The 23,365-nt window shown below is 59.7% G+C and carries 19 protein-coding genes and 2 pseudogenes; all 21 read left to right on the top strand.

Going from position 1 to position 23,365, the window contains the following annotated elements; all coding sequences use genetic code 11:
* The first annotated feature begins 1,058 nt into the window (after positions 1 to 1,058).
* Positions 1,059 to 1,747, top strand: a pseudogene (locus tag I6F28_RS17460) (molybdate ABC transporter permease subunit).
* An 876-nt stretch (positions 1,748 to 2,623) separates the two neighbouring features.
* The gene (locus I6F28_RS17455; protein WP_225129656.1) at positions 2,624 to 3,724 is read left to right on the top strand and encodes a hydrogenase small subunit; all 1,101 of its coding nucleotides are present in this window, start codon (positions 2,624 to 2,626) and stop codon (positions 3,722 to 3,724) included.
* 13 nt (positions 3,725 to 3,737) lie between these two features.
* Positions 3,738 to 5,528, top strand: a complete 1,791-nt coding sequence (locus I6F28_RS17450; RefSeq protein WP_225129622.1) for a nickel-dependent hydrogenase large subunit — start codon at positions 3,738 to 3,740, stop codon at positions 5,526 to 5,528.
* Between the two features lie 4 nt (positions 5,529 to 5,532).
* Positions 5,533 to 6,237: a Ni/Fe-hydrogenase, b-type cytochrome subunit gene (gene cybH, locus I6F28_RS17445; protein ID WP_225140454.1), complete on the top strand. Its 705-nt coding sequence runs from the start codon at positions 5,533 to 5,535 to the stop codon at positions 6,235 to 6,237.
* Positions 6,238 to 6,248: 11 nt separating this feature from the next.
* Positions 6,249 to 6,833 carry a hydrogenase maturation protease HybD family protein gene (locus I6F28_RS17440; protein ID WP_225129620.1) on the top strand — a complete coding sequence of 195 codons (585 nt, stop codon included), beginning with the start codon at positions 6,249 to 6,251 and terminating at the stop codon, positions 6,831 to 6,833.
* Positions 6,834 to 6,849: 16 nt separating this feature from the next.
* A complete protein-coding gene (locus I6F28_RS17435) occupies positions 6,850 to 7,140 on the top strand; it encodes a HypC/HybG/HupF family hydrogenase formation chaperone (RefSeq protein ID WP_225129618.1) in 291 nt (96 codons plus the stop codon).
* A gap of 301 nt (positions 7,141 to 7,441) precedes the next feature.
* Positions 7,442 to 7,774 (top strand): hypothetical protein, encoded by a 333-nt coding sequence (locus tag I6F28_RS17430; protein WP_225129616.1) that lies wholly within the window; start codon positions 7,442 to 7,444, stop codon positions 7,772 to 7,774.
* Positions 7,774 to 8,628 (top strand): hydrogenase expression/formation protein, encoded by an 855-nt coding sequence (locus I6F28_RS17425; RefSeq protein ID WP_225129652.1) that lies wholly within the window; start codon positions 7,774 to 7,776, stop codon positions 8,626 to 8,628. The genes I6F28_RS17430 and I6F28_RS17425 overlap by 1 nt, the downstream gene beginning before the upstream one ends.
* Before the next feature lie 100 nt (positions 8,629 to 8,728).
* Positions 8,729 to 9,823 carry a hypothetical protein gene (locus tag I6F28_RS17420; protein WP_225129614.1) on the top strand — a complete coding sequence of 365 codons (1,095 nt, stop codon included), beginning with the start codon at positions 8,729 to 8,731 and terminating at the stop codon, positions 9,821 to 9,823.
* Entirely contained in the window at positions 9,816 to 10,157 is a 342-nt protein-coding gene (hypA, locus tag I6F28_RS17415; RefSeq protein ID WP_225129612.1) for a hydrogenase maturation nickel metallochaperone HypA, read from the top strand. The genes I6F28_RS17420 and hypA overlap by 8 nt, the downstream gene beginning before the upstream one ends.
* Positions 10,157 to 11,095, top strand: a complete 939-nt coding sequence (gene hypB, locus I6F28_RS17410) for a hydrogenase nickel incorporation protein HypB (RefSeq protein WP_225140385.1) — start codon at positions 10,157 to 10,159, stop codon at positions 11,093 to 11,095. Before hypA ends, hypB begins: the two co-directional genes overlap by 1 nt.
* Before the next feature lie 13 nt (positions 11,096 to 11,108).
* Entirely contained in the window at positions 11,109 to 13,364 is a 2,256-nt protein-coding gene (gene hypF / locus I6F28_RS17405) for a carbamoyltransferase HypF (RefSeq protein ID WP_225129607.1), read from the top strand.
* A gap of 58 nt (positions 13,365 to 13,422) precedes the next feature.
* Positions 13,423 to 13,599 (top strand): HypC/HybG/HupF family hydrogenase formation chaperone, encoded by a 177-nt coding sequence (locus tag I6F28_RS17400; RefSeq protein ID WP_518513083.1) that lies wholly within the window; start codon positions 13,423 to 13,425, stop codon positions 13,597 to 13,599.
* Positions 13,596 to 14,738, top strand: coding sequence for a hydrogenase formation protein HypD (gene hypD, locus I6F28_RS17395; RefSeq protein ID WP_225129604.1), 1,143 nt, complete (start codon positions 13,596 to 13,598; stop codon positions 14,736 to 14,738). Before I6F28_RS17400 ends, hypD begins: the two co-directional genes overlap by 4 nt.
* Positions 14,735 to 15,781 carry a hydrogenase expression/formation protein HypE gene (gene hypE, locus I6F28_RS17390; RefSeq protein WP_225129602.1) on the top strand — a complete coding sequence of 349 codons (1,047 nt, stop codon included), beginning with the start codon at positions 14,735 to 14,737 and terminating at the stop codon, positions 15,779 to 15,781. The genes hypD and hypE overlap by 4 nt, the downstream gene beginning before the upstream one ends.
* A 392-nt stretch (positions 15,782 to 16,173) precedes the next feature.
* Positions 16,174 to 17,286 (top strand): alanine dehydrogenase, encoded by a 1,113-nt coding sequence (gene ald, locus I6F28_RS17385; RefSeq protein ID WP_225129650.1) that lies wholly within the window; start codon positions 16,174 to 16,176, stop codon positions 17,284 to 17,286.
* A 706-nt stretch (positions 17,287 to 17,992) separates the two neighbouring features.
* Positions 17,993 to 18,187: a 4Fe-4S dicluster domain-containing protein gene (locus I6F28_RS17380; protein ID WP_225129601.1), complete on the top strand. Its 195-nt coding sequence runs from the start codon at positions 17,993 to 17,995 to the stop codon at positions 18,185 to 18,187.
* A 194-nt stretch (positions 18,188 to 18,381) separates the two neighbouring features.
* Positions 18,382 to 19,879: pseudogene (gene sufB, locus I6F28_RS17375) on the top strand (Fe-S cluster assembly protein SufB).
* 65 nt (positions 19,880 to 19,944) lie between these two features.
* Positions 19,945 to 20,697, top strand: a complete 753-nt coding sequence (sufC, locus tag I6F28_RS17370) for a Fe-S cluster assembly ATPase SufC (protein WP_225129597.1) — start codon at positions 19,945 to 19,947, stop codon at positions 20,695 to 20,697.
* A 19-nt stretch (positions 20,698 to 20,716) separates the two neighbouring features.
* The gene (sufD, locus tag I6F28_RS17365) at positions 20,717 to 22,036 is read left to right on the top strand and encodes a Fe-S cluster assembly protein SufD (protein ID WP_225140384.1); all 1,320 of its coding nucleotides are present in this window, start codon (positions 20,717 to 20,719) and stop codon (positions 22,034 to 22,036) included.
* Positions 22,033 to 23,280: a cysteine desulfurase gene (locus I6F28_RS17360; RefSeq protein ID WP_225140383.1), complete on the top strand. Its 1,248-nt coding sequence runs from the start codon at positions 22,033 to 22,035 to the stop codon at positions 23,278 to 23,280. Before sufD ends, I6F28_RS17360 begins: the two co-directional genes overlap by 4 nt.
* Positions 23,281 to 23,365 lie beyond the last annotated feature (85 nt).

Genomic DNA, 23,365 nt, shown 5'->3' with positions numbered 1-23,365 from the left:
TGTGCGATTGAAGACGGTTCCGAGAGTCGGCGCGTCGTTCCAAAGGCAGGCGAGTTGCGTTTATCCTTTCTCTTAAGCAAGATCTGCACCAGATGCCCAAAGTGCGCCGACTAAGCAGTGGCGGACAAACCGTCTGTCTCCGGCGGCATGGGTTTGAGTGCTCGGACCGCGTTCGCAAGGTCGAACAAAAAGTTCTAGCGTGACTCGTAACTTCATCGGCTGGGCGCATTAGCGGAGTCACGTCTCGGCCCCGAAGCTCTAGCGGGATCGATATACGCCGACTGCTGAGATGGATGCAACAGTACGTGACATCGGTAAAATTCATAGTTTGGATCGTAGGCATCCACGCGATGGAAGCCTGGCTTAGGAACTCGATTGCGCGGAAGAATCTTTGATCAATGCACTGCGCTGTCGCTAACGGCAAGGCTCGTTCACGGGGCATTGTCTCCAGGCCTGTGCTAGCGCTGCGCATTAGGCAGATTGGTCGGCAGGCGGCCTTCGCTCTCGGCTCCTCGTGCCTTTTGCCGCGTCGCAGAAGCAGCTTACAGCTAGATCGTTCCCGTTACTTACGGCAGTCTTGCTGAGATCCGTTCCATTGCCAGCGCGGCGAGTGCGGCGGTTGAGCCATCGACGAATCAAACAAGCATGTCTGGGGGCGTCAAAATCTGCCCTTCGTTGCGCGGCGTGTCGCTGTCTGCTCGGCAACAAAGATGCCAGAAATCTGACAGAGCGTTAGGTTCACGCCAGGGTGACGTCGCCGTCTATGCGAATTTCGCACGTTGAGCATAGAACGCGCCACAGTTCGCACGCGGCACAGCAATTGCTGATGACGAACGAGGAGCTTCCGCCGTCGGATGGATGGAAGTGACCCAGTCACAGGAGTTGCCGATGAGGCTTGCGATGCTGCTGTTGCTCGCAGAAACGACGCGCGATGTGGCGGCCGCCACGAAGTGCCGCGCGACTAAAGGGCGATCCGCGCCACATCCCTGGACGAGCCGGACGTGCAGGCGCTCACTCGGCCGACACGGCGACCTGCTCGCACTTTTGGGCTGATCCACATGGATGTCTTTTCGGCAGAGATTTCGCAGTCAGTTGCGCTCACGATTGAGCTCGCCAGCGTGACGACCGTGATCCTCCTCCTGATTGGTGTCCCCCTCGCTTGGTGGCTGGCGCGCTCAAAGACTCTTTTGAGCGAGGCGGTGGCGACGATGATCGCCCTGCCGCTAGTGCTACCGCCTACGGCTCTCGGTTTTTGCGTACTCGTGTTGCTCGGCCCCAACGGACCGGGTGGCGTCCTCGCCTCTTTGTGGGGCGAGCGCACGCTCGCTTTTACCTTCGCAGGAATCGTGGTCGGATCGGTCCTCTCGGCGCTGCCGTTGGTGGTGCAGCCGATCCGTAACGCCTTTGTTGCGATGGCGATTGCCCGTTGAAAACTACAGGGCGCGTTTCGTCGTTGTATGCCTTCATTACCATCAGCGGGCCGCTGGCGCGATTGGAGTTTGTTAAAGCTGCCGTGATTGGGTTTTCTCATACGATCGGCACATTCGGCGTCGTGATGATGATCGGCGGCAACATTCCTGGGCGCACCAAGGTCTTGTCAGCCCACGTCGTAGACTACGTCCAAGCGTCTCGCTGGCGCGAAGCGAGTGTGGTTGCCGGCGGTATGGTGATGTTCGCCTTTGCGGCTATCTTCACCTTAGCCCTCATCGACAGACACTGTGTCAAGAGAGGCATTGAACCGTCCTAGGCTTGCCCGCCGGACACATCCGATCACGACCGAGCAGCAGTATTGCAAGCCGGATCTGCAACCACCGCGCACAGAACGCTTTTACTGGCGGTCTCGCGAGCGAAGAACTCGTCTAGCGAGTTCACCTGGACCGGCGCCTACGGGACACAATTGTTCTGCGACCCAAAGGAGCATCTCGTCGTGGACGGCAGCGCCCGGCCGGATCGCGCTAGTGCTTCAATAACGAGATCGCCTCCGCTATCGAGAAGAAGCTCTTAGCGGGTTTGGTATCGCGATGCGCCAAGACGATCGCGCATTGCTATCGATCGGCTCGCGCGATGAACGCTCCTGTAATAGCTCTGAACATCCAGGCTCTCGCCTAAAATATGCAGCGATGCGGTGCGGCGAGCCGCTTTGAATGAAGGCAGATCGGGTCGATCAGACCTAAAAAGCGAACGCTGCGTGCGCCTCGGGGCTCACATTGCGGCTTCTCTTCGTCGCTCGACAGCCGCTTTGGTACGGGCTGCTTGCGCAGTTGCGACTATGAGCGGCTTTAAGCGCCCCAGGGGCAGTGCGGTCCCCGTCAACTGCACCAATTCTATTCAACAATCGGCATGAGGCATGAGTGTCGCGTCTGCAAGAGCGAGCAGGACGTAGTCACCGTGCAGTGATGAACCATCGTGTCGCTCTGTTGAACTGATCACATCGATGTCCAAAACCGGACACCATTAGCATGACAGATCAATGGCGCAGCTCGTGGCTCGCTGGCTGGTTTCGACTGTCATCAAATCCAGAAGCGGTGGCGTGCCATCTGTCAAGTGTTTCGCTGCTGTGGCTTGTTTCTTGCTGAACGTCAGTAATTCGTTTCGGTCGACGACAACTCACATGGAAGGCTTAATGGGTGGTGCAACAGAAACGTTCTACAGCGTGATCAGACGTCAGGGTATCACGCGTCGTAGTTTCCACAAATTCTGCAGTTTGACTGCCGCGAGCTTGGGACTCGGTCCGCTCGCCGCAGGCAGAATTGCCAACGCCCTAGAGACCAAACCGCGTGTGCCCGTCATCTGGCTGCACGGGCTCGAGTGTACCTGCTGCTCGGAAAGCTTTATCCGCTCGGCCCATCCATTGATCAAGGACGCGCTGCTGTCGATGATTTCGCTCGACTATGACGATACGATCATGGCGGCGGCAGGACACCAGGCCGAAGCCATCCTGGAGGAAACTCGTGCCAAGTACAAAGGCAGGTATGTGCTCGCCGTCGAAGGCAATCCGCCGCTGAACGAGGGTGGCATGTTCTGCATTGACGGCGGCAAGCCGTTCGTTGAAAAGCTCAGGTACATGGCGGAAGAGTCCATGGCGGTCATCGCTTGGGGCACGTGTGCGTCCTGGGGATGCGTGCAAGCGGCCAAGCCCAATCCGACTGGCGCGGCGCCGATCGATAAGGTGATCACCAACAAGCCGATCATCAAGGTGCCCGGGTGCCCTCCTATCGCAGAGGTTATGAGTGGCCTCCTGACTTTCATGACCACGTTCGGAAAGCTTCCGGAGCTCGATCGCCAAGGCCGTCCCAGTATGTTCTATTCCGAGCGGATTCACGACAAGTGCTATCGGCGTTCCCATTTCGACGCTGGCCAATTCGTCGAAGAGTGGGACGATGAGTACGCACGCAAGGGCTATTGCCTGTACAAGATGGGCTGCAAGGGGCCAACCACCTACAATGCTTGTTCGGCCATTCGGTGGAACGGCGGCATTTCATTTCCGATTCAATCCGGCCACGGCTGCTTCGGCTGCTCCGAAGACGGCTTCTGGGATAAGGGATCATTTTACGACCGCCTCACAACCATCAAGCAGTTCGGCATCGAGGCGAACGCCGACCAGATCGGCATGGCCGCTGCCGGCGTAGTTGGGCTAACCGTCGCTGCCCACGCGGCGCTCACCGCCGCGAAGCGGTTGACCCACAAGCGGGATCGCGCAGCCCACAAAAGCAAATCGACTTGAGGAGGGGGCGACGGTGGCCGTCCAGACACCGAATGGGTTCAATCTCGATCGTTCCGGCAGGCGAATCGTCATCGATCCGCTGACGCGGATCGAAGGCCACCTGCGTGTCGAAGCCAATCTCGATTCAGACAATGTGATCCGCAATGCGGTCTCAAGCGGCACGATGTGGCGTGGCATCGAAGTTATCCTGCGCGGGCGCGATCCGCGCGACGCCTGGGCGTTCACCGAGCGGATTTGCGGGGTATGCACCGGAACCCATGCGCTCACCTCCGTGCGCGCGGTTGAAAATGCACTAGGAATTGCGATTCCGGAGAATGCCAATTCGATCCGCAACATCATGCAGCTGTGCCTGCTCGTGCATGATCACCTCGTACATTTCTATCACCTGCACGCGCTGGATTGGGTCGACGTGGTCTCCGCGCTCAAGGCCGATCCCAAGTCGACCTCCGCGCTCGCGCAGTCTATCTCGCCCTGGCCGCTATCGTCCCCTGGCTATTTTAAGGATTTGCAGATCCGGCTCACCAAATTCTTCGGATCAGGCCAACTCGGTCCGTTCAAGAATGGCTATTGGGGGCATCCGGCCTACAAGCTGTCACCGGAAGCGAACTTGATGGCTGTAGCGCATTATCTAGAAGCGCTCGACTTTCAGAAGGAGATCGTCAAGATCCAGGCGATCTATGGTGGCAAGAACCCGCATCCGAACTGGTTGGTCGGCGGCGTGCCCTGCGCGATCAACGTCGACGGAACTGGTGCGGTGGGTGCGATCAATATGGAGCGATTGAACATCGTGTCCTCGATCGTCGACCGTTCGATCGAGTTTGTCGAGCAGGTCTACCTGCCCGACATTGCCGCGATCTGCTCGTTCTATAAGGACTGGCTCCATGGCGGCGGACTTTCGAGCAAAAGCGTGATGTCCTATGGCGACATCCCCGAAAACGCAAATGACTGTTCCGCCAAAAGCTTCAAGCTGCCGCGAGGGGTCATTCTTGGTGGCAATCTCAAGGAGATACTGCCGATCGACCATGGTGATCCCGAGCAGATCCAGGAATTCGTCCCGCATTCATGGTATAAATACCCCAGCGATTGCTGCGGACTGCATCCCTGGGACGGTCTCACCGAGCCGAGTTTTGAACTTGGGCCAAAACTCAAAGGCAGCAAGACAGATATTAAGGAACTCGACGAGGGCGGCAAGTATTCCTGGATCAAAGCGCCGCGCTGGCGCGGCCACGCCGTGGAGGTCGGGCCGTTAGCGCGATACATCATCGGTTATGCGCAAGACAAAGCCGAGTTCAAGGAGCCCGCCGAGAGACTGCTCAAGGGGCTCAATCTTCCCCTGAGTGCGCTGTTCTCGACGCTTGGCCGTACTGCGACGCGAGCGCTCGAATGCCAGTGGGCGGCGCATCAGATGCGTTATTTCCAGAATAAGCTGGTAATCCACATCAAGGCAGGCAATACGGCAACTGCCGATGTCAGCAGGTGGAAGCCGGAAACCTGGCGCAAGGAGGCCAAGGGCTACGGGTTCACTGAGGCGCCGCGCGGTGCGCTTGGGCACTGGATCAAGATCAGGGACGCCAAGATCGACAATTATCAATGTGTTGTGCCGACGACGTGGAATGGATCTCCTCGCGATCCCAAGGGCAATATTGGCGCCTTTGAAGCCTCCCTGATCGGTACCCCGATGGCCGATCCGCAGCGGCCCCTGGAGATCTTGCGCACGATCCATTCCTTTGATCCATGCTTGGCTTGCTCGACCCATGTGATGAGTCCTGATGGCCAGGAAATGGCTTCAGTCAATGTTCGTTAGGGGCATGCCGGACAGGGCTCGGAAGCTCCTTGCCGCCGTCGATGCGGCACCGACTGAAGGCAGGATCGGCGGTGGCATCGCCTCCGCGCCGGTGCGACTGTGGCATTGGGTCAATGCCGCGACCATTCTGATGCTGAGCTTAACCGGCTATCTCATTGGAACCGGGACACCGGCGATGTCGGGAGAGGCAACCGGCAATTTCCTGTTCGGCTACATCCGCTTTGCTCATTTCTCGGCGGGATATGTGCTCAGTACCGGCTTTCTTCTGCGAATCTACTGGGCTTTAATGGGAAATGCGCATGCCATGCAGATCTTTTGGGTGCCGCTCTGGCGCAGGTGCTTTTGGCGCGAGGTCTACCACGAGATTCGCTCGTATGCGTTCCTTACAGTTGAGCCCGAGAGGCGCGTCGGGCGCAACCGTCTTGCTCAGCTCGCAATGTTCTTTATGTTTACGCAGACGATCACGTTCATGGTTGTCACAGGATTTGCACTTTATGGGCAAGGTGCAGGCACTGACAGCTGGCAGTACAAGCTGTTCAGCTGGGTATTTTCAATTTGGCCGAACAGTCAGGACGTCCATACCTGGCATCATCTCGGCCTGTGGGTGATCGTGACCTTTGCGCTGGTCCACATCTACGCGGTGATCCGTGAAGACTCATGTCGCGCCGGAGCATCTAGTCCATCGGGTGAGCGCGGGTCTCGCGATTGACTGGGAGGCGGATGCTGAATCCGGAAACCAAGAAGAGGATTCTGGTGCTCGGCATCGGCAATATCTTGTGGGCCGATGAGGGATTTGGCGTGCGGGTGGTCGAGGAGTTTCATCGCCGCTATGCCATCGATGACAACGTCACCGTTCTCGATGGCGGCACACAGGGGCTCTACCTCATTAGTTTTCTTGAGCAGGCCGATTGCCTGATCGTGTTCGATGCTATCGACTATGGATTACTGCCCGGGCAGTTGAAGCTTGTGCGAGATGACGAAGTGCCAAAATTTACCGCCGCCAAGAAGGTGAGCCTGCATCAGACCGGCTTTCAGGAGGTCTTGAGTGCGGCCGACCTGCTTGGCCGCCGCCCGCGAGAGCTCGCTCTCATCGGCTGTCAGCCGCTGGACCTGGAGCATTGGGGCGGTCCGCTGACTGCCCCGGTACGCTTTCAGATTGCGCCTGCGATTGAACTGGCTTGCAAACTCCTGGCGCAGTGGGACTCGCCGGCAAAACCGCGGACCGCGCCGCTGCCTGCATCAGAACGACTATTGGCGAACAATATCGACCATGCAAATTATGAGATGAGGACGCAGCCGATCTAGCGGCCCGCGAGTGACCATGTGCCTTGGATTGCCAATGACGATTCTCGAGACCGACGGCATCACGGCGCTGTGCGAGTATGGCGATAAACAGCGGCGCGTCTCGGTCATGCTGCTCTCGGACGCCGTGGTCGGCGCAAAGGTGCTCGTTCATATCGACAGCGCGGTGCGGCTTTTGGATGAAAATGAAGCAACGCTGATCTCGCAAGCACTGGACGGGCTTGAGGCCAGCCTCAACGGCCAGGACTGCGATCCCTTCTTTGCGGACTTAATCGGTCATGAGCCGCAATTGCCGGAGCACCTACGCTAGCGATTCCGCTTGCGGATATTGCGCCGATTGCTTGCTCACACATTGGCTTCCAGTCGCACGTAACCTTTGCATGGAAAATGTCAGGCGCTTCGAGCCTCTGGTTCGAGGGGGAGACGCGGCCAGACGATGATTGGCATGCACCTTGCTAATAGCCTGTTAGCAGAAACCGAAGATTTTCAGAAGGCGTGTGATGAAGTTGCAGCCGGCGCAGCGTGGTCTTTCGCGGCCCGCTCCATCCGAGGTGGGGGGCGTCAGCGGAGGTGCGTGCCTAGTCGCACACGCTCCCGTGAGGGCGGACGTGATGCCGCAGTCACCGGCCGATCTCCTATATTTGCTCCGAATCATCAAGCCCGCGTACTTCCGTCCTGAAATGGTCAACTCGTTTCGGCGGCGCATGCAAGGCGCAGTGCCTGCGGGCGGCGTTGGTGGCGAACTGGTCGGCCGGCTCGGCCTGCGCGGCCCGTCGAGCCCGAGCCTGCGCCGTCGGCGCAATACACTCCGCGTGATCGGCAAGAGACCGGTCCGTTTGGTCAGGATCAGCCGTATCTCGGTACCGATCGTTCGGCCACACGCCGGCAGCACTTGTGTCGGCAAGGGCATTGCTCCTCGAGACAGCCAACGGAACATCGCATGATGAAAACAGCGCTCCGCGTTGCATCGGACGGCGACGAGCGGGTGGCGAGCAAGCTTGCCATGGGCTCTGGGAGCCTCGATGTATTCCATGGCGGGTCGAGGAGTGCGCTCGCCAGCGGTTGGCGCGATGGCGACGGGCTTGCAAGGAACTATCCAAATGCCACCGCGCTCTTATCGAATGCCGCTGCTGCCGTTGCCAGCCAGAGAAGGGGCGCTCGGACGCAACAGTACGGACTCGCGAATCTCAGCGATCCCGAGCGCAAGCTGATTGGCGAAGTGCTCGGAGAAGGTGAGATTGCTGGCGTGGTTGCGCTGCCAGATGGCACTTTGGCGCAAATCCGGGAGTCCGTGCTTGCGGGAATCTGGCGCGTGCGCATCGGGACCGATCCGGCGCACGAATATGTCGAGGTCGGAGCGATTCCGCAAATTGTCCGGCGCGCCGCAAGTGACCTGACGTCCGCCGATATTGTGATCCGCGCGGCGCCGGACGGCGCGATGAACGTGCAACCTTTGCTCGCGGAAATACGCGAGCGGTCGCGCGTCTGGCGGTTTGGCATGCGCGCTCACGTCATCAATCTCACGTTGCTGCCGATGAGCGTTATCGATCTGGCATTCCTGCAGCTCAGCCTGGGCAATGGCCCGGTCCAGCTCATCTTCCGCGGTTACGGAACGTGCCGAGTGCAGGCGACCGGGATCAGGAATGTCTGGTCGGTGCAGTTCTTCAATTCTACGGACAACATCATCCTTGATACGCTGGAGGTCGGCGGCGTGCCGATTGTTGCGTTGGCTGCCGACGAGGATTTCCAGGACTCTGCCGAACGCATGCAGGAAATTATTAAGGCGTACGTCACATGAAGAGCTTGGAGAACGTTCGGCGTCCGGGGGGATCCCGTAGACGGCGCGTGCGCAGCGACCGCCGGCATACCTTGCGCAGGATGTTTGCGGAGCGGTGCGCATGAGCCTTGCTGCCCACAACAAGATCGATGTCACCGTATCGCTTGCTGCCGACGTAGTCGCCGCGGTCGAGATCCTGCCGCGAGTCCGGCCGCCGCTGGGGCAGCTGTTCGCTGGCAAACAAGCTTCGTCGCTGCTTAAGGTGCTGCCGCGGCTCTTCGCATTGTGTGCCGCTGCGCAGCAAACCGCACTGCTGTCCGCGATCGAGACGGCGCGCGACGAAGTGATCACACGCACAACAAAACAGCATCGTATTGCGCTTATCGTTACCGAGCGCATCGCGGACTTGCTAAGGGGCCTCTTTGTCGGACATCTTGCGCAAGACGTCATCAGTGCGGCGGCAGTCCGCTCCGTGATGCGGGAAATCTCAGCGCTTGTCGGCACCACCCAGCCACCCTGGGGCTCCACTCAATGCGAAGCAACGGTGCGGATTGTGGCTGCGCTGGCCGCGCTCGGCATACCGAATGAGGGTGGCGCGCTGACATCCGGTAGCCCATTGGCGCTTCGCATTGCAGCGCTTGATGAGATCGACCTGAAGTCAATTCCGGCGGAGCACTCGTTCCTGTCCGTTGCTGACGACCGCAACATCATTAAACGGCTGCTCGTGGATGACGCTACATTTTGCCATTGTCCCGATCTTGACGGACATGCGCCCGAGACGGGTCCATGGGCGCGCCAAATGGCGCGTGATCAACTCTCGCCGAGCCCCTCCGGAGCGGCCGAGCGGCTGAGGGCCAGAATTGCTGAAATCCTCCGGCTATGCGCCTGGCTCAAGGCCGGTGCTCAGATTGAGTCGGCGGAGCATGGGATTATCGAAAGATATAGGCTAGGGCCCGGCCGTGCAGCGGCCGCGGTCGAATGCGCCAGGGGGCGTCTCTACCAAGCGGTTGAGCTTGATCCTCAGGGCCGGATATCCCGCTTCGAATTCCTTGCGCCGACGGAGTGGAATTTCCACCGCCGCGGACCGCTTGTCCGCAGCCTGCAGGGCGCGGTGCTGACGGCTAGACGGCGTCGGGATGCAGTCCATGCAGTGATTGCATCGCTCGATCCGTGCGTCGGATTCACCCTCAATTTTCGCGAAATTGGCGATGCATGAAATGGCGATTTGTCTTGGCATCATTCAAATCATCGAGGAGGAGGCACGTCACCGATCGTTTTCGCGCGTACGGAGCGTCTGTCTAGAGATGGGAGCGCTGGGCCATGCTGCGCCTGAAGCGATCAGGTTCTGCTTTGCTGTCGTTGCAACGCGGACCGTTGCCGAGGGCGCGGTCCTTAATATCGTCGAACGGCCAGGCATTGTCTGGTGCATGAGCTGTTCGAAAAGCGTTGAAATTGCACGGCGCGGTGAGTGCTGTCCTCGCTGCGGCAGCTATCAGTTGCAGGTAACCGCGGGCGAACAGATGCGCGTGAAAGAGCTGGAGATCGATTGATGTGTACCGTTTGCGGCTGCACCGACGGGACGCCGTCGACCGAACGCGCCAAGGCGCATGACGCGGAGAGCCACGCGCGTTACTATGTTGATATGCAGGACGATTTCGATCGCGGTTACCATCCGCATGGCGACCAAGGCCTGCAACGTTCATACCATGTTCGCGACAGTCATAGTCACGATCATCGCTTTGCCCATCACCAGGCTCATGGCGGGCAGGCGCTGCTGAGCGGCGGCGCCGGGCCGGCTGGCTTGAAGGCTGCGGGCATGAGCAGAGAGCGGGTCATTCAGATCGAGCGCGACATTCTTGGCAAGAATAATCGGATTGCGGCGGACAACCGCGCGCTCTTCGTAGCTGATGACCTGCTTGTATTTAATCTTCTGTCTAGTCCTGGTGCAGGTAAAACGACCCTGCTTGTCCGCGCCGTGTCCGAGCTCAAGCGCAGCCGTCCGGTCGGGGTCATCGAAGGCGACCAGCAGACCTCGAACGATGCCGAACGCATTCGGGCCGCCGGCGTGCCGTCCGTTCAAGTCAACACCGGCAAGGGTTGCCATCTCGATGCTGCAATGATTGGCGAGGCTCATCGGCGCTTGCCGCTGCTGATTGGCGGTATTCTCTTCATCGAGAACGTCGGTAATCTGATCTGTCCCGCAGCCTTCGATCTTGGTGAGGCCTGCAAGATCGTAGTCTTGTCGATTACCGAAGGTGAAGACAAGCCGCTCAAATATCCTGATATGTTTGCCGCTTCTTCGCTCATGGTGATCAACAAGATTGATCTAGCCCCGCTGCTCGATTTCGATTTGGGTAAGACGATCGAATACGCCAGACGCGTCAATCCGAAGATTGACGTGCTTGTAGTTTCGGCTCGTACCGGCGAGGGGTTTGGCGCGCTCTACGCCTGGATCGATAGACAGGCGAGGCCCAGAGGCCCATCGTAGAGGACACAAGGCGATGAACGCCGCAACCTCCTGCGACCGAACACGGCTACGCGTGCGCGTGAGTGGGGCCGTACAAGGGGTCGGCTTTCGTCCTTACGTCTATGGACTCGCTATGCGGTACGGATTGGCGGGATTTGTCATCAATGGCCCCGACGGTGTTACGATCGAGGTCGAGGGGCATCGGGCCTCGGAGTTTATCGCCACGTTGCCGCTCGAGGCGCCGCCATTGGCACGCATCGACCACATCTGCGTTCGGGAGACTGCGGCGCTCGCGGCGAAAGACTTTTCGATCGGCACGAGCGAAGGCGGCAAATTGTCAACGCAGATCGTCGCTGATGCTGCGGTCTGCCAGCAATGTCTCAGTGAGCTGTTCGATCCAGAAAATCGGCATTACCTTTACCCCTTCATCAGTTGCTGCCATTGCGGCCCACGCTACACCATCGCCGAACGGCTTCCCTACGATCGCCGCAACACCGTCATGAGGGTTTTTAGGCTGTGCGCAGCCTGCGCGGCCGAATATGGCGATCCGGAGAGCCGCAGGTTTCATGCGGAGGCGATCGCGTGTCCGACATGCGGTCCTCGGCTCAGCCATGAGATCAGCGCCATTGTCGCGGCAATCGCGGGTGGACAAATCGTGGCGATAAAGGGGCTGGGCGGATACCAGCTGCTTTGCGATGCGCGTAACCAGGACGCGGTGCAGCGTTTGCGCAGGAGAAAGCAGCGCCTTCAGAAGCCGTTCGCGGTTATGGTCGATTCGATAGAGCGCGTCAGCGAGATCGCGGAGGCGAACGTGCCCGAGCTTGCGCTGCTCGAATCCGTAGCACGTCCCATCGTCCTTCTGCCTTCGCGAAACAACCTGGCGCCCGACATAGCTCCTGGCTTGTCACGTGTGGGTGTCATGCTGCCTATAGTGCCGCTGCATCACCTCATCTTTCATGCGCTTCGCTCGGCAGGTGCATGGGCGGGGGCCGGCGCGGTCATCGTGGCTACCAGTGCCAATCTTGGCGGCGAACCGCTCCTGATCGACAACGCGCAGGCGCTGCGGCGGCTCGATGAGATCGCCGACCTTGTCGTGACCCATGACCGCGATATCCTGACGCGTGCTGATGACTCCGTGGTGTCAGTGGTGGCTGGCCGGCCACAATTCATTCGTCGTGCCCGTGGCTATGTTCCCGAACCCATCAGGCTTCCGAAGTCTGTGCCCCCCGTGCTCGCCGTCGGCGGCGCGCTGAAATCGACCATCACCATCACGCGGGACAACCAAGCGTTCGTCTCTCAGCATATTGGCGATCTGGATACGGCCGAAGGCGTTCGTGCGTTCGAGGAGACGATCCGACACCTCACATCGAGCCTTGACGTGGAGCCTGTCGTCGTCGCCCATGATCTGCATCCCGATATGGTTTCTACCCGGTTTGCGGAAGCAAATGGCCGCGAGCTGGTGGCTGTCCAACATCACCACGCACACGCTGCCGCAGTGATCGCCGAGCATGGCCATGCGGGACCTGCGCTTGCCCTGGTGCTCGATGGCCATGGCTTTGGTTCCGACGGCGGCAACTGGGGTGGCGAACTATTGTTGTGCGAAGGCCCGAGGTGCCGACGCATCGGGCACTTAGCGCCGCTGCAAATGCCTGGTGGAGATCGTGCAGCTCGCGAGCCCTGGCGCATGGCGAGCGCAGTACTACACGGGCTCGGCCGGGGTAATGAAATCGGGCCGCGCTTTGCGGCGCAACGGCGGGCTGGATGTGTGTCGGCCTTGCTCGATCAGCCGGGCGGGCCCACCACGACCAGTGCGGGCCGGTTGTTCGACGCGGCAGCGGCGCTGCTGGGGATTGCGAGTTTGCAGAGCTATGAGGGCGAAGCGGCGATGAAGCTCGAGGCGCTGGTGGGGCGGACTGCGATTCTCGAAGCCGGCTGGACGATCGACGGCGGCGTGCTGTCGCTTCGTCCGCTGTTTGCGCAGCTGATTGCACATGACATTGACGCCGTGGGCGGAGCCGGGCTTTTTCATGGCACCTTCGCTGCCGCCTGCGTTGACTGGGTCACACGCTCTGCGCGGACAACCGGCGTTAATACTGTCGTTCTGAGCGGCGGCTGCTTCCTGAACGCGGTGCTGGCGGATGAGATCCCGCGCGGTTGCAGCGCTGCCGGCCTTACCCCGCTCGTGCCACGGCGGGTGCCGCCCAATGATGGCGGTTTGAGCCTTGGCCAGGCCTGGATTGCCGCTCTGCAGATTGCTCAACGGTCGTCCGCCAGGGAAGGAACAGCCTGATATGTGCCTTTCAGTGCCGGCAAGGATTGCGAAAATTCATCCCAACGACATGGCTACGGTGTCCATCGATGGCATCAGCCTGGAGATATCGATTGCTCTCATCGACGAGCTCGAGGTCGGCGATTGCGTCCTTGTCCATGTCGGCTATGCGCTGGCCAAGATCGATCCGACGGAAGCCAAGCGCACGCTGGAGCTCCTGCAGGAGCTAGGCAGTGCAGGAGAACGCCGATCATGAAATATGCCGACGAATTTCGCGACAAGGCCATCGCGCAGGGAATTGCGCGTGCGATTGGCGCCGAGGTCAGTTCGCAAAGAGCCTATCGGTTCATGGAATTCTGCGGCGGACACACTCATGCGATCTCCCGCTACGGCCTGGAGGATCTGCTGCCCGCGAACGTTCGCATGATCCACGGGCCCGGTTGTCCCGTCTGCGTTCTGCCCGCCAGCCGAATTGATATGGCGATCCGGCTCGTCGACCGACCAGAGGTCACTCTGTGCGTCTACGGCGACCTGATGCGCGCGCCTGGGTCGCAAGGACAGTCCCTGTTGCGAGCCAAAGCGCTCGGCGCAGACATTCGGATGGTCTACTCGACGCTCGACGCTATCCGGCTCGCCGAACAGGCGCCGAGCCGCGAGGTGGTCTTCTTTGCCATTGGATTTGAGACCACTACCCCTCCGACGGCGGTGATGATCCGGATTGCCGAGAAGAAGCGGTTGAAGGGCCTCAGCGTGTTCTGCAATCACGTGCTTACACCCTCTGCGATGCACAGCATTCTCGAGAACCCCAAAATCCGCGACACCGGCGGGGTTCCAATCGACGGCTTCATCGGGCCTGCACATGTGAGCACCATTATTGGCACGCAGCCTTACGAGCCTCTGGCGGAACAATTCGGCAAGCCGATCGTGATCGCGGGTTTTGAACCGCTCGATGTGATGCAGGCGATCCTGATGCTGGTGCGGCAGGTGAACGAAGATCGCTACGAGGTAGAGAACCAATACAGTCGTGCGGTGACGCGTGAAGGCAATCGGCGCGCCAAGGAGGAGGTATCGCAGATATTCGAACTGCGCGAGCAGTTTGAATGGCGAGGGCTCGGACTCGTCCCCAACAGCGGACTGAAGCTGAAGCAGGCTTACGCGCAATTCGACGCCGAGACGCGTTTTGCGATCCACGACCTGCGTATCGCAGACAATCCGGCATGCGAGTGCTGCGCGATCTTGCGTGGCGCCAAGCGGCCGGTCGACTGTAAGCTGTTTGGAACCGTCTGCACGCCGGAAACTCCCATAGGATCCTGCATGGTGTCATCAGAAGGCGCTTGTGCGGCGTATTGGGCCTACGGCCGAGTTCGCGATGAACAGTTGAGGCGGACGTCATGAGCGTAAAGGCTTATCAACGCAAGCTCGACATCGAGAACGGACGCGTTGATCTTTCCCATGGATCCGGGGGCCGTGCCATGGCACAGCTGATCTCCGGCCTTTTTCACCAAGCCTTTGGTAATGAATGGCTCGCCCGCTGCAATGATCAGTCCGCGTTTGACGTTGCGGCAGGCAGGATGGTGATGACGACCGACGGCTATGTGGTTTCCCCGCTGTTCTTTCCGGGCGGTAATATCGGGTCACTGGCTGTGCACGGCACGATCAATGATGTCGCGATGTCCGGCGCGCGTCCCCTCTATCTGTCGGCCAGTTTTATCATCGAGGAGGGCTTCCGGTTTTCGGATCTGAAGGCGATCGCGGATTCGATGGGCGCGGCAGCGCGCGGCGCTGGCGTTTACATCATTGCCGGAGACACCAAGGTGGTCGAGCGCGGCAAGGCCGATGGTTTGTTCATCTCTACGACCGGCATCGGGATTGTGGCCGATGGGCTCGATCTCTCCGCCGACAAGGCAAGGGTCGGGGACCGTGTGCTGGTGTCCGGTAGCGTCGGCGATCATGGGGTGGCGATCATGTCAAAACGTCAGAACGTCGCTTTTCAAACCGAGGTCGTCTCGGATTGCGCAGCGTTGCATAATCTCGTAGCGGTCATGGTTGCCGCCGGCGGTAGCAGCATCCGGGTGATGCGCGACCCGACGCGGGGTGGGCTTGCCGCGACCCTCAACGAGATTGCGCATCAATCTGACCTCGGGTTCCATCTGGAGGAAACATCCATTCCGGTGAAGCCCGCGGTTGCAGCTGCCTGCGAGCTCCTTGGTCTCGATCCGATCCATGTCGCCAATGAGGGCAAGCTCGTTGCGATCGTCGCGCCTGATTTGGCCGATGCCGTGCTTGCAGCCATGAAGGCGCACCCGCTCGGGTCCGATGCAGCTGATATTGGCGAGGCGGTGGCTGACGATCGGAAATTTGTGCAGATGGCGACCGGTTTCGGCGGCCGGCGAATCGTTGATTGGTTGTGGGGCGAACAATTGCCTCGGATCTGTTGAACACGTTGCGCATCGTCCAGTTTTTTGGAAACCAAATTTATGATCAATGGTCATTAGCCAAGCGCCATCAGCTTTGGAAACGATCCCTTCTATGGGCAAGTCTACCCAACCGGCACACTGCGACTCGGCTCTTCAAGAAGTTTCGGCGAGGCTGGATTTCGGTTGTTAGCTTTTTCACGAGCCGAGAACGCAATTCGAAACTTCATCGCGATCACGCATTTTCGACGGTTAAGCTCAGCGAGCATGGTCACTCGATCCGCTCGGCACCAGTGGGTTTGAAATCCTGCGAAGCTTGCCAAATATCGCTGAATTTCTGCGTCATTTTGACGGCTGCGTCGCAATATCCCTGCTCGCTTCCGATTAGAAAGGCGCTCCAGGTAGGGAGTTTTCAAATGAAGGTCGGAGTCCCCAAGGAAATCAAGGCGCACGAATATCGCGTCGGCCTTACCCCGGGAGCTGTCCGCGAATACGTGGCAGCGGGCCACCGCGTGATGATCGAGACCAATGCCGGCGCTGGCATTGGTGCAACCGACGACGATTATCGCAATGCTGGCGCAACGATTCTAACTTCCGCAGTTGAGGTATTCGCATCGAGCGAGATGATCGTAAAGGTTAAGGAGCCTCAGCCGTCCGAATGGTGTCAGCTGCGGGAAAATCAGATCCTTTTCACTTATCTGCATCTGGCCCCCGACCCGGATCAGGCCAAGGGCCTCCTGAAATCTGGATGCACCGCGATCGCCTATGAGACCGTAACTGATGCGCATGGTGGTCTTCCGCTGCTGGCGCCGATGAGCGAGGTCGCGGGTAGGCTTGCGATCGAAGCGGCGGGTAGCGCCCTGAAGCGGAGTGCAGGCGGACGAGGGCTGTTGATCGGTGGGGTGCCCGGTGTTCAGCCTGCCCGTATCGTGGTGATCGGAGGTGGTGTCGTTGGTACGCACGCGGCACGCATGGCGGTCGGTCTGGGCGCAGAAGTGACCATCATCGACCGTTCGATACGCCGGCTCCGCGAGCTGGACGAGCTATTCGAAGGACGCGTTCGCACCAGGTTTTCGACTATCGACTCCGTGGAGGAAGAGGTATTTGCGGCGGATGTGGTGATTGGTGCGGTGCTCGTTCCAGGTGCGAGCGCGCCGAAGCTGGTCCGCCGGAGCATGCTGAGCTCGATGCGCAAGAGGGGGGTGCTCGTGGATGTCGCTATCGATCAGGGCGGCTGCTTTGAGACATCGCACCCAACCACCCACGCTGATCCTACTTACGAAGTGGATGGCGTCATTCATTATTGCGTGGCCAATATGCCTGGGGCTGTACCGCTGACCTCGAGCCAGGCACTGAATAACGCGACGCTGCCGTTTGGTTTGGCTCTGGCCAACAAAGGTTTTTCCGCCGTGCTCGAAAATCCGCATTTGCGCGCGGGCCTCAACGTCCATCGGGGCCGACTAACTTACAAAGCGGTGGCCGAAAGCCTCGGGCTGCCCTTCTCACCGATCGAACAGGCTGCGGCCTGATCCCAGAGGCCCTTATGGGCGTTTCCTCCCTGACTTAGGCCACCCCTCGGGGTGGCTTTTTTTTGGCTCCATCGATCTGCTGACCGCCGTCGGCATAAGTGAAGGATCACCAGACGAGCGCCGGCTTCAGTCGCTCGCACGATGCGAGACAATGTACGTTCGCCCATACAGCGCATATGAATGCCGGTCTTGCCAGGTAATCGAAGGCAATTGAGAATGCGTCCCGCGGGTCCGCAGGGGACCCGCAATCACGGGCGACTTTATCTGGCGCGATCGCCGCGACCCTTTCTGGCTGGCTGTGGAACGCCGACCGGACCGGTGATGACTGCGCGGGCTGTTTATCGCGGTGCCGTCGCCGAGGCCGCCGGTGTCCCGTGACTGGGGCTTGGGGTCGACCTGATACACCGGCGGAGAACCTTGTGAAGTCGCGCGGCGCATCGATCATAGCCGCGGCACGACCACCTTAGGATGCATCGCAGGCTGGCTAACGCGGTTCACCTGATCGCTGACTGCCGAGAGATCGACCATGCGCAAACCACGGCATCGAGATCAAGCTGCTGTCATGCGCGTTGTAGGAATTGCGACACCCTGTCGAGGCGGCGACTTGCGTTATCGAAAATAGCCCAGACAAATCAAGGTTAACTGTCTGGCACAAGACTTGAAAGCAAGAAACTGTCGCGCAACTTTTGCTCATGGAATCGCAGTGATGGCCTACAAGATAATCGCATCCCAGTGCACCGTCTGCGGTGCGTGTGAGTTCGAATGTCCCAATGCCGCGATCAGCCTGAAGAACGATATATATGTGATCAATCCGACCCAGTGTACGCAATGTGAGGGGCATTTTGACGCGCCGCAATGCGTGGTCGTTTGCCCGGTGCCCGATACCTGCGTGCCGGCATAGGTGGGGTAGCCGATGAGAGGAGCTCCGGCGCGAAGCATGATGAAGAGGCTATCGTCAGCCGCCGCCGTTTGGATCCGTGTCCTGTTTCTCTCACTCGCTGGCCCAGAGTTGGCGGCGACTTGCACGATCCGCTCAGAGAGATTGCGGCGCTATCCTCGCCGGCGGGAGTTGTCGCTGCGTGAGTGGAGCGGGCAATGGTAGCCGTACAAGAGACGGTCGAGCGCGTGAAGCGCATCGACGTCGACCAGTATCGTTATGGGTTTGAGACCCTGATCGACACCGAGAAGGCTCCCAAGGGGCTGTCGGAAGAGATCGTAAAATTCATCTCACAGAAAAAGAACGAATCCGCCTGGATGCTCCAGTGGCGGCTGGAGGCCTATCGGCGCTGGCTGACCATGCAGGAGCCGACCTGGGCCCGCGTCGACTATCCCCAAGATCGACTTCCAGGATCTCTATTATTACGCGGCGCCGAAGCCGAAGAAGACGGTCTCGTCTTTGGACGAGATCGATCCGGAGATCCTGAAAACCTACGAGAAGCTCGGCATCCCCTTGCGGGAAGTCGCCATGCTCGAAGGCGTCGAGCCGAAGGTCGGCGAGGAAGATCCGGCCCGGCGCAAGATCGCGGTCGATGCGGTGTTCGATTCGGTCTCGGTTGCCACCACGTTCAAGGCGGAGCTGAAGAAGGCCGGCGTGATCTTCATGCCGATCTCGGAGGCGATCCGCGAGCACTCTGAATTGGTGCAGAAATATCTCGGCTCGGTGGTTCCGACCTCGGACAATTTCTATGCGACGCTGAACTCGGCGGTGTTCTCGGACGGCTCATTCGTCTATGTGCCGCCGGGCGTGCGCTGCCCGATGGAGCTGTCGACCTATTTCCGCATCAACGAGCGCAACACCGGCCAGTTCGAGCGCACGCTGATCATCGCCGACAAGGGCTCCTACGTCTCCTATCTCGAAGGCTGCACCGCGCCGCAGCGCGACGAGAACCAGCTGCATGCCGCCGTGGTCGAGCTCGTCGCGCTTGACGATGCCGAGATCAAATATTCGACGGTGCAGAACTGGTACCCCGGCAATTCGGAAGGCAAGGGCGGCATCTACAATTTCGTCACCAAGCGGGGCGACTGCCGCGGCAACCACTCCAAGATCTCCTGGACCCAGGTCGAGACCGGCTCCGCCATCACCTGGAAATATCCGAGCTGCATCCTGCGCGGCGACAATTCCCGCGGCGAGTTCTATTCGATCGCGATCTCGAACGGCTTCCAGCAGGTCGATTCGGGCACCAAGATGATCCATCTCGGCAAGAACACGTCGAGCCGGATCATCTCCAAGGGCATCGCCGCCGGCAAGTCGCAGAACACCTATCGCGGTCTCGTCACCGCGCATCGCAAGGCGACCGGGGCGCGCAACTTCACGGCCTGCGACTCGCTGCTGATCGGCGACAAATGCGGCGCGCACACCGTGCCGTACATCGAGGCCAAGAACTCCTCGGCAACCTTCGAGCACGAGGCAACGACCTCGAAGATCTCCGAGGACGTGCTGTTCTACTGCATCCAGCGCGGGCTCAGCCAGGAAGAAGCGGTGGGCCTCGTCGTCAACGGCTTCGTCAAGCAAGTTCTGCAAAGACTGCCCATGGAGTTCGCAGTGGAGGCGCAGAAGCTAATCTCGATCTCGCTCGACGGATCCGTTGGATAACGAAACCTCCCGCGAGCCCCTCGAATGCGGCTCGCCAGACGACGCATTTCAGGGGGCAGATCAGAATGGCGCTACTCGAAATCCGAGATTTGCATCTTGGTGTCGAAGACCGCGAAATCATTCGCGGGCTGCATCTTAGCGTCCATGCCGGTGAAGTGCACGCGATCATGGGGCCGAACGGCTCCGGCAAATCGACGCTCTCGCACGTCATCGCCGGCAAGCCGGGCTATGAGATCACCGGCGGACAAATCTTGTTCAGGGGCGAGAACCTCTTGCGGATGGAGCCAAATGAACGCGCCGCCAAGGGCGTGTTCCTAGCATTCCAGTATCCAGTCGAGATCCCCGGCGTGACCACCATGAACTTCCTGCGCGCGGCACTGAACGCCCAGCGCAAGGCGCGCGACCAACAGGAATTCTCCACCCCCGAATTTCTGAAAAGAGTCCGCGAGGTGGCCGGTTCGCTCAACATTCCCCGGGACATGATCAAGCGCGGCGTCAATGTCGGCTTCTCCGGCGGCGAGAAGAAGCGCAACGAAATTTTGCAGATGGCGTTGTTCGAGCCGAGCCTGTGCATCCTTGACGAGATCGATTCCGGCCTCGATATCGACGCGCTGCGTATCGTCGCCAGTGGCATCAACGCCTTACGTTCGCCGGAACGAGCGATGATCGTGATCACTCATTATCGGCGGCTTCTCGAGCATATCGTGCCGGACATTGTGCACGTGATGTCGAAAGGGCGGGTCATGAAGAGTGGCGGCAAGGAACTCGCGCTGGAGCTCGAGGCTTGTGGCTACGCCCAATTCGAAGACGCGGCCTGACGGCTCTAGGGACTTCCCGATGAAGCAGGTTTTGGTCAAAGCCGACGCCGAACGCGCAATGGGCAATGTTTTCGCTGCGGCGCGTGGACGGCTGCCTGGTGCAGGCCCTGTCCCCCAAATACGGGCGAGAGCATTCGAGGTCTACGAGCGTACCGGCCTCCCGCATCGGCGCATGGAGGATTGGAAATACACAGATCTGCGCGCCCTGATCAGCGAGGTGCTGCCACTCGCTCCGCGGCCGGATGCGGAGGCGCTGGTGCGCGCAAAGGTCTCGGTCAAGCAAGTGGCTGCCGATCAGGCGGTCAAACTGGTTTTGGTGGATGGCATATTCGCGCCGGAGCTATCCGATCTCGGCAGGCTGGAAAACGAAGTCGTTGTGCGGTCGCTGCGAGAGGTTCTGGAGAACTCGGCTACTGGGGGCATGGCCGGTCTGGTGCTGTCGACGACGAGCGACTCGGCGATCGCGCTCAACGCCGCAATGGCGACAGATGGCTTGGTGATTACGGTCGCCGACGGCAATGCGGTGGAGCGTCCAATTCAAATCGTTCACGTCGCAACCGGACTGTCGGTGTCCACCTTTACACGTTGCTATCTGCAACTCGGTAAAGGAGCGCATGCGGCCATCGTAGAAAGTTTCGTCCCGGCTGAACGCGCGAGTGGCTATCAAGCCAACGATGCGATAATCGCCCTGGTTGGTGACGAGGCGAGCCTTTCGTATATCCGCGTGGCAGCTGCTGCCTCTGACGCCGTGAACATCTCGTCGGCGATCATCGCAGTCGGCGCCAGGGCTAAGCTCGACCTCTTCAGCATGACCTGCAGCGGCTCCATCAGCCGCTATCAGGGATTCATCACGCTGGCCGGCGAGGGAACCAAGCTCTCGGCGAATGGGGTTAATCTCATCAGGGACAAGCTCCACGCGGACACAACGGTCGTGGTCGACCACGCCATGCCACATTGCACCAGTCGGGAGAAGTTCCGCGCGGTCGTAGACGATTGCGGTCGCTCGGTGTTTCAGGGCCGAATTATCGTTCGTCCCGCCGCCCGGAAAACGGACGCCACCCTGACGACGCGAGCGTTGCTCCTATCCGACCAGGCCGAGGTCGACAACAAGCCGGAACTCGAAATCTTGGCCGACGACGTGACCTGCGGCCACGGAGCGACATCGGGTGCGCTGGACGACACTCTCGTGTTCTATCTGCGCGCCCGGGGGCTATCAGAGAAGGATGCGCAGATGTTGCTGATTAAAGCGTTCGTTGGCACGATTGAGGAGATCACTTCCGAGAATCTGCGCGATTTTGTGACGGCGCAAGCTGAACACTGGCTAAAGGCGGGGCGATGAGCGCACATCCCGCCGTGAGCAATGGCATTTACGAGGTCAACCGTCTGCGTACAGACTTTCCTGCGCTCGCCATGACGGTGTACGGCAAGCCGCTTGTTTACCTCGATAACGCTGCATCCGCGCAAAAGCCCAACGCGGTGCTTGACCGTATGACGCAGGTGTACTCCAGCGAATATGCCAACGTTCATCGCGGCTTGCACTACCTCGCTAACGCGGCGACGGAGGCGTATGAAGACGCCCGTGCCAAGGTGGCGCGGTTTGTGAACGCGCATTTAAACGAAGAGATCATCTTCACCCGGAGCGCCACGGAGGCAATCAATCTGGTGGCGCAGACGTTTGGCCGTGAACGCATTAGCGCGGGTGATGAGATCGTTCTCTCGATTATGGAACACCACTCCAACATTGTGCCATGGCACCTTCTCAGGGAACGACTCGGTGCAGTGATCAAATGGGCCCCAGTGGATGATGACGGAAACTTTTTGCTCGATGATTTTGAGCGACTGCTGACCCCGCGCACCAAGATGGTTGCAATCACACAAATGTCGAACGTGCTCGGCACGGTGTTGCCGGTGAAAGACGTGGTGAGGATCGGGCATGCTCGTGGTATCCCGGTGCTGGTCGACGGCTCGCAAGGATGCGTCCATCTGAGCGCCGACGTCTGCGACATTGATTGCGATTTCTACGTCATGACGGGCCACAAGCTCTATGGTCCGACGGGGATCGGTGTGCTTTACGGCAAGTCTGAGCATCTGGCATGGATGCCGCCCTTCAATGGCGGCGGGGAGATGATCCGCGACGTCTCGCGTTCCGGCGTCATTTATGGTGATCCGCCACATCGCTTCGAAGCGGGTACGCCGCCGATCGTCGAAGCCATCGGTTTAGGGGCGGCTATCGATTACATCAACTCAATAGGCAAGGTGCAAATCCGCAGGCACGAGCGCGCACTGCTCGCTTACGCGCAGGAGAGGCTGACGGACATCAACTTCGTGCGCATGATCGGGACCCCGGCCGAGAAGGGGCCGATCATTTCCTTTGATATGAAGGGTACGCATGCCCATGATATTGCTACCGTCGTCGACCGCGCTGGTGTAGCGATGCGGGCGGGGGCCCATTGTGCGATGCCGCTGCTCAAGCGCTTCGGCGTGCTGGCGACGTGCCGTGCGTCACTCGGACTTTACAATACACGTGAAGAGATTGATGTGCTCGTGCGTGCGCTTATCAAGGCGCGGCAGCTGTTATCGTGATCGGCGAGCCTACGACGCCGGGTGGCGAGGCAGCTCGCATTGAGATCTGGAGCATGAGGTCATGCACCTCATCGTCATCGTAGCA

Origin of the sequence: Bradyrhizobium sp. NBAIM14 (assembly GCF_020193895.1) — a bacterium.
GTDB lineage: Bacteria > Pseudomonadota > Alphaproteobacteria > Rhizobiales > Xanthobacteraceae > Bradyrhizobium > Bradyrhizobium yuanmingense.
The sequence above is the reverse complement of the archived record's forward strand: the minus strand, read 5'-3'. Positions and strand labels throughout refer to the sequence as shown.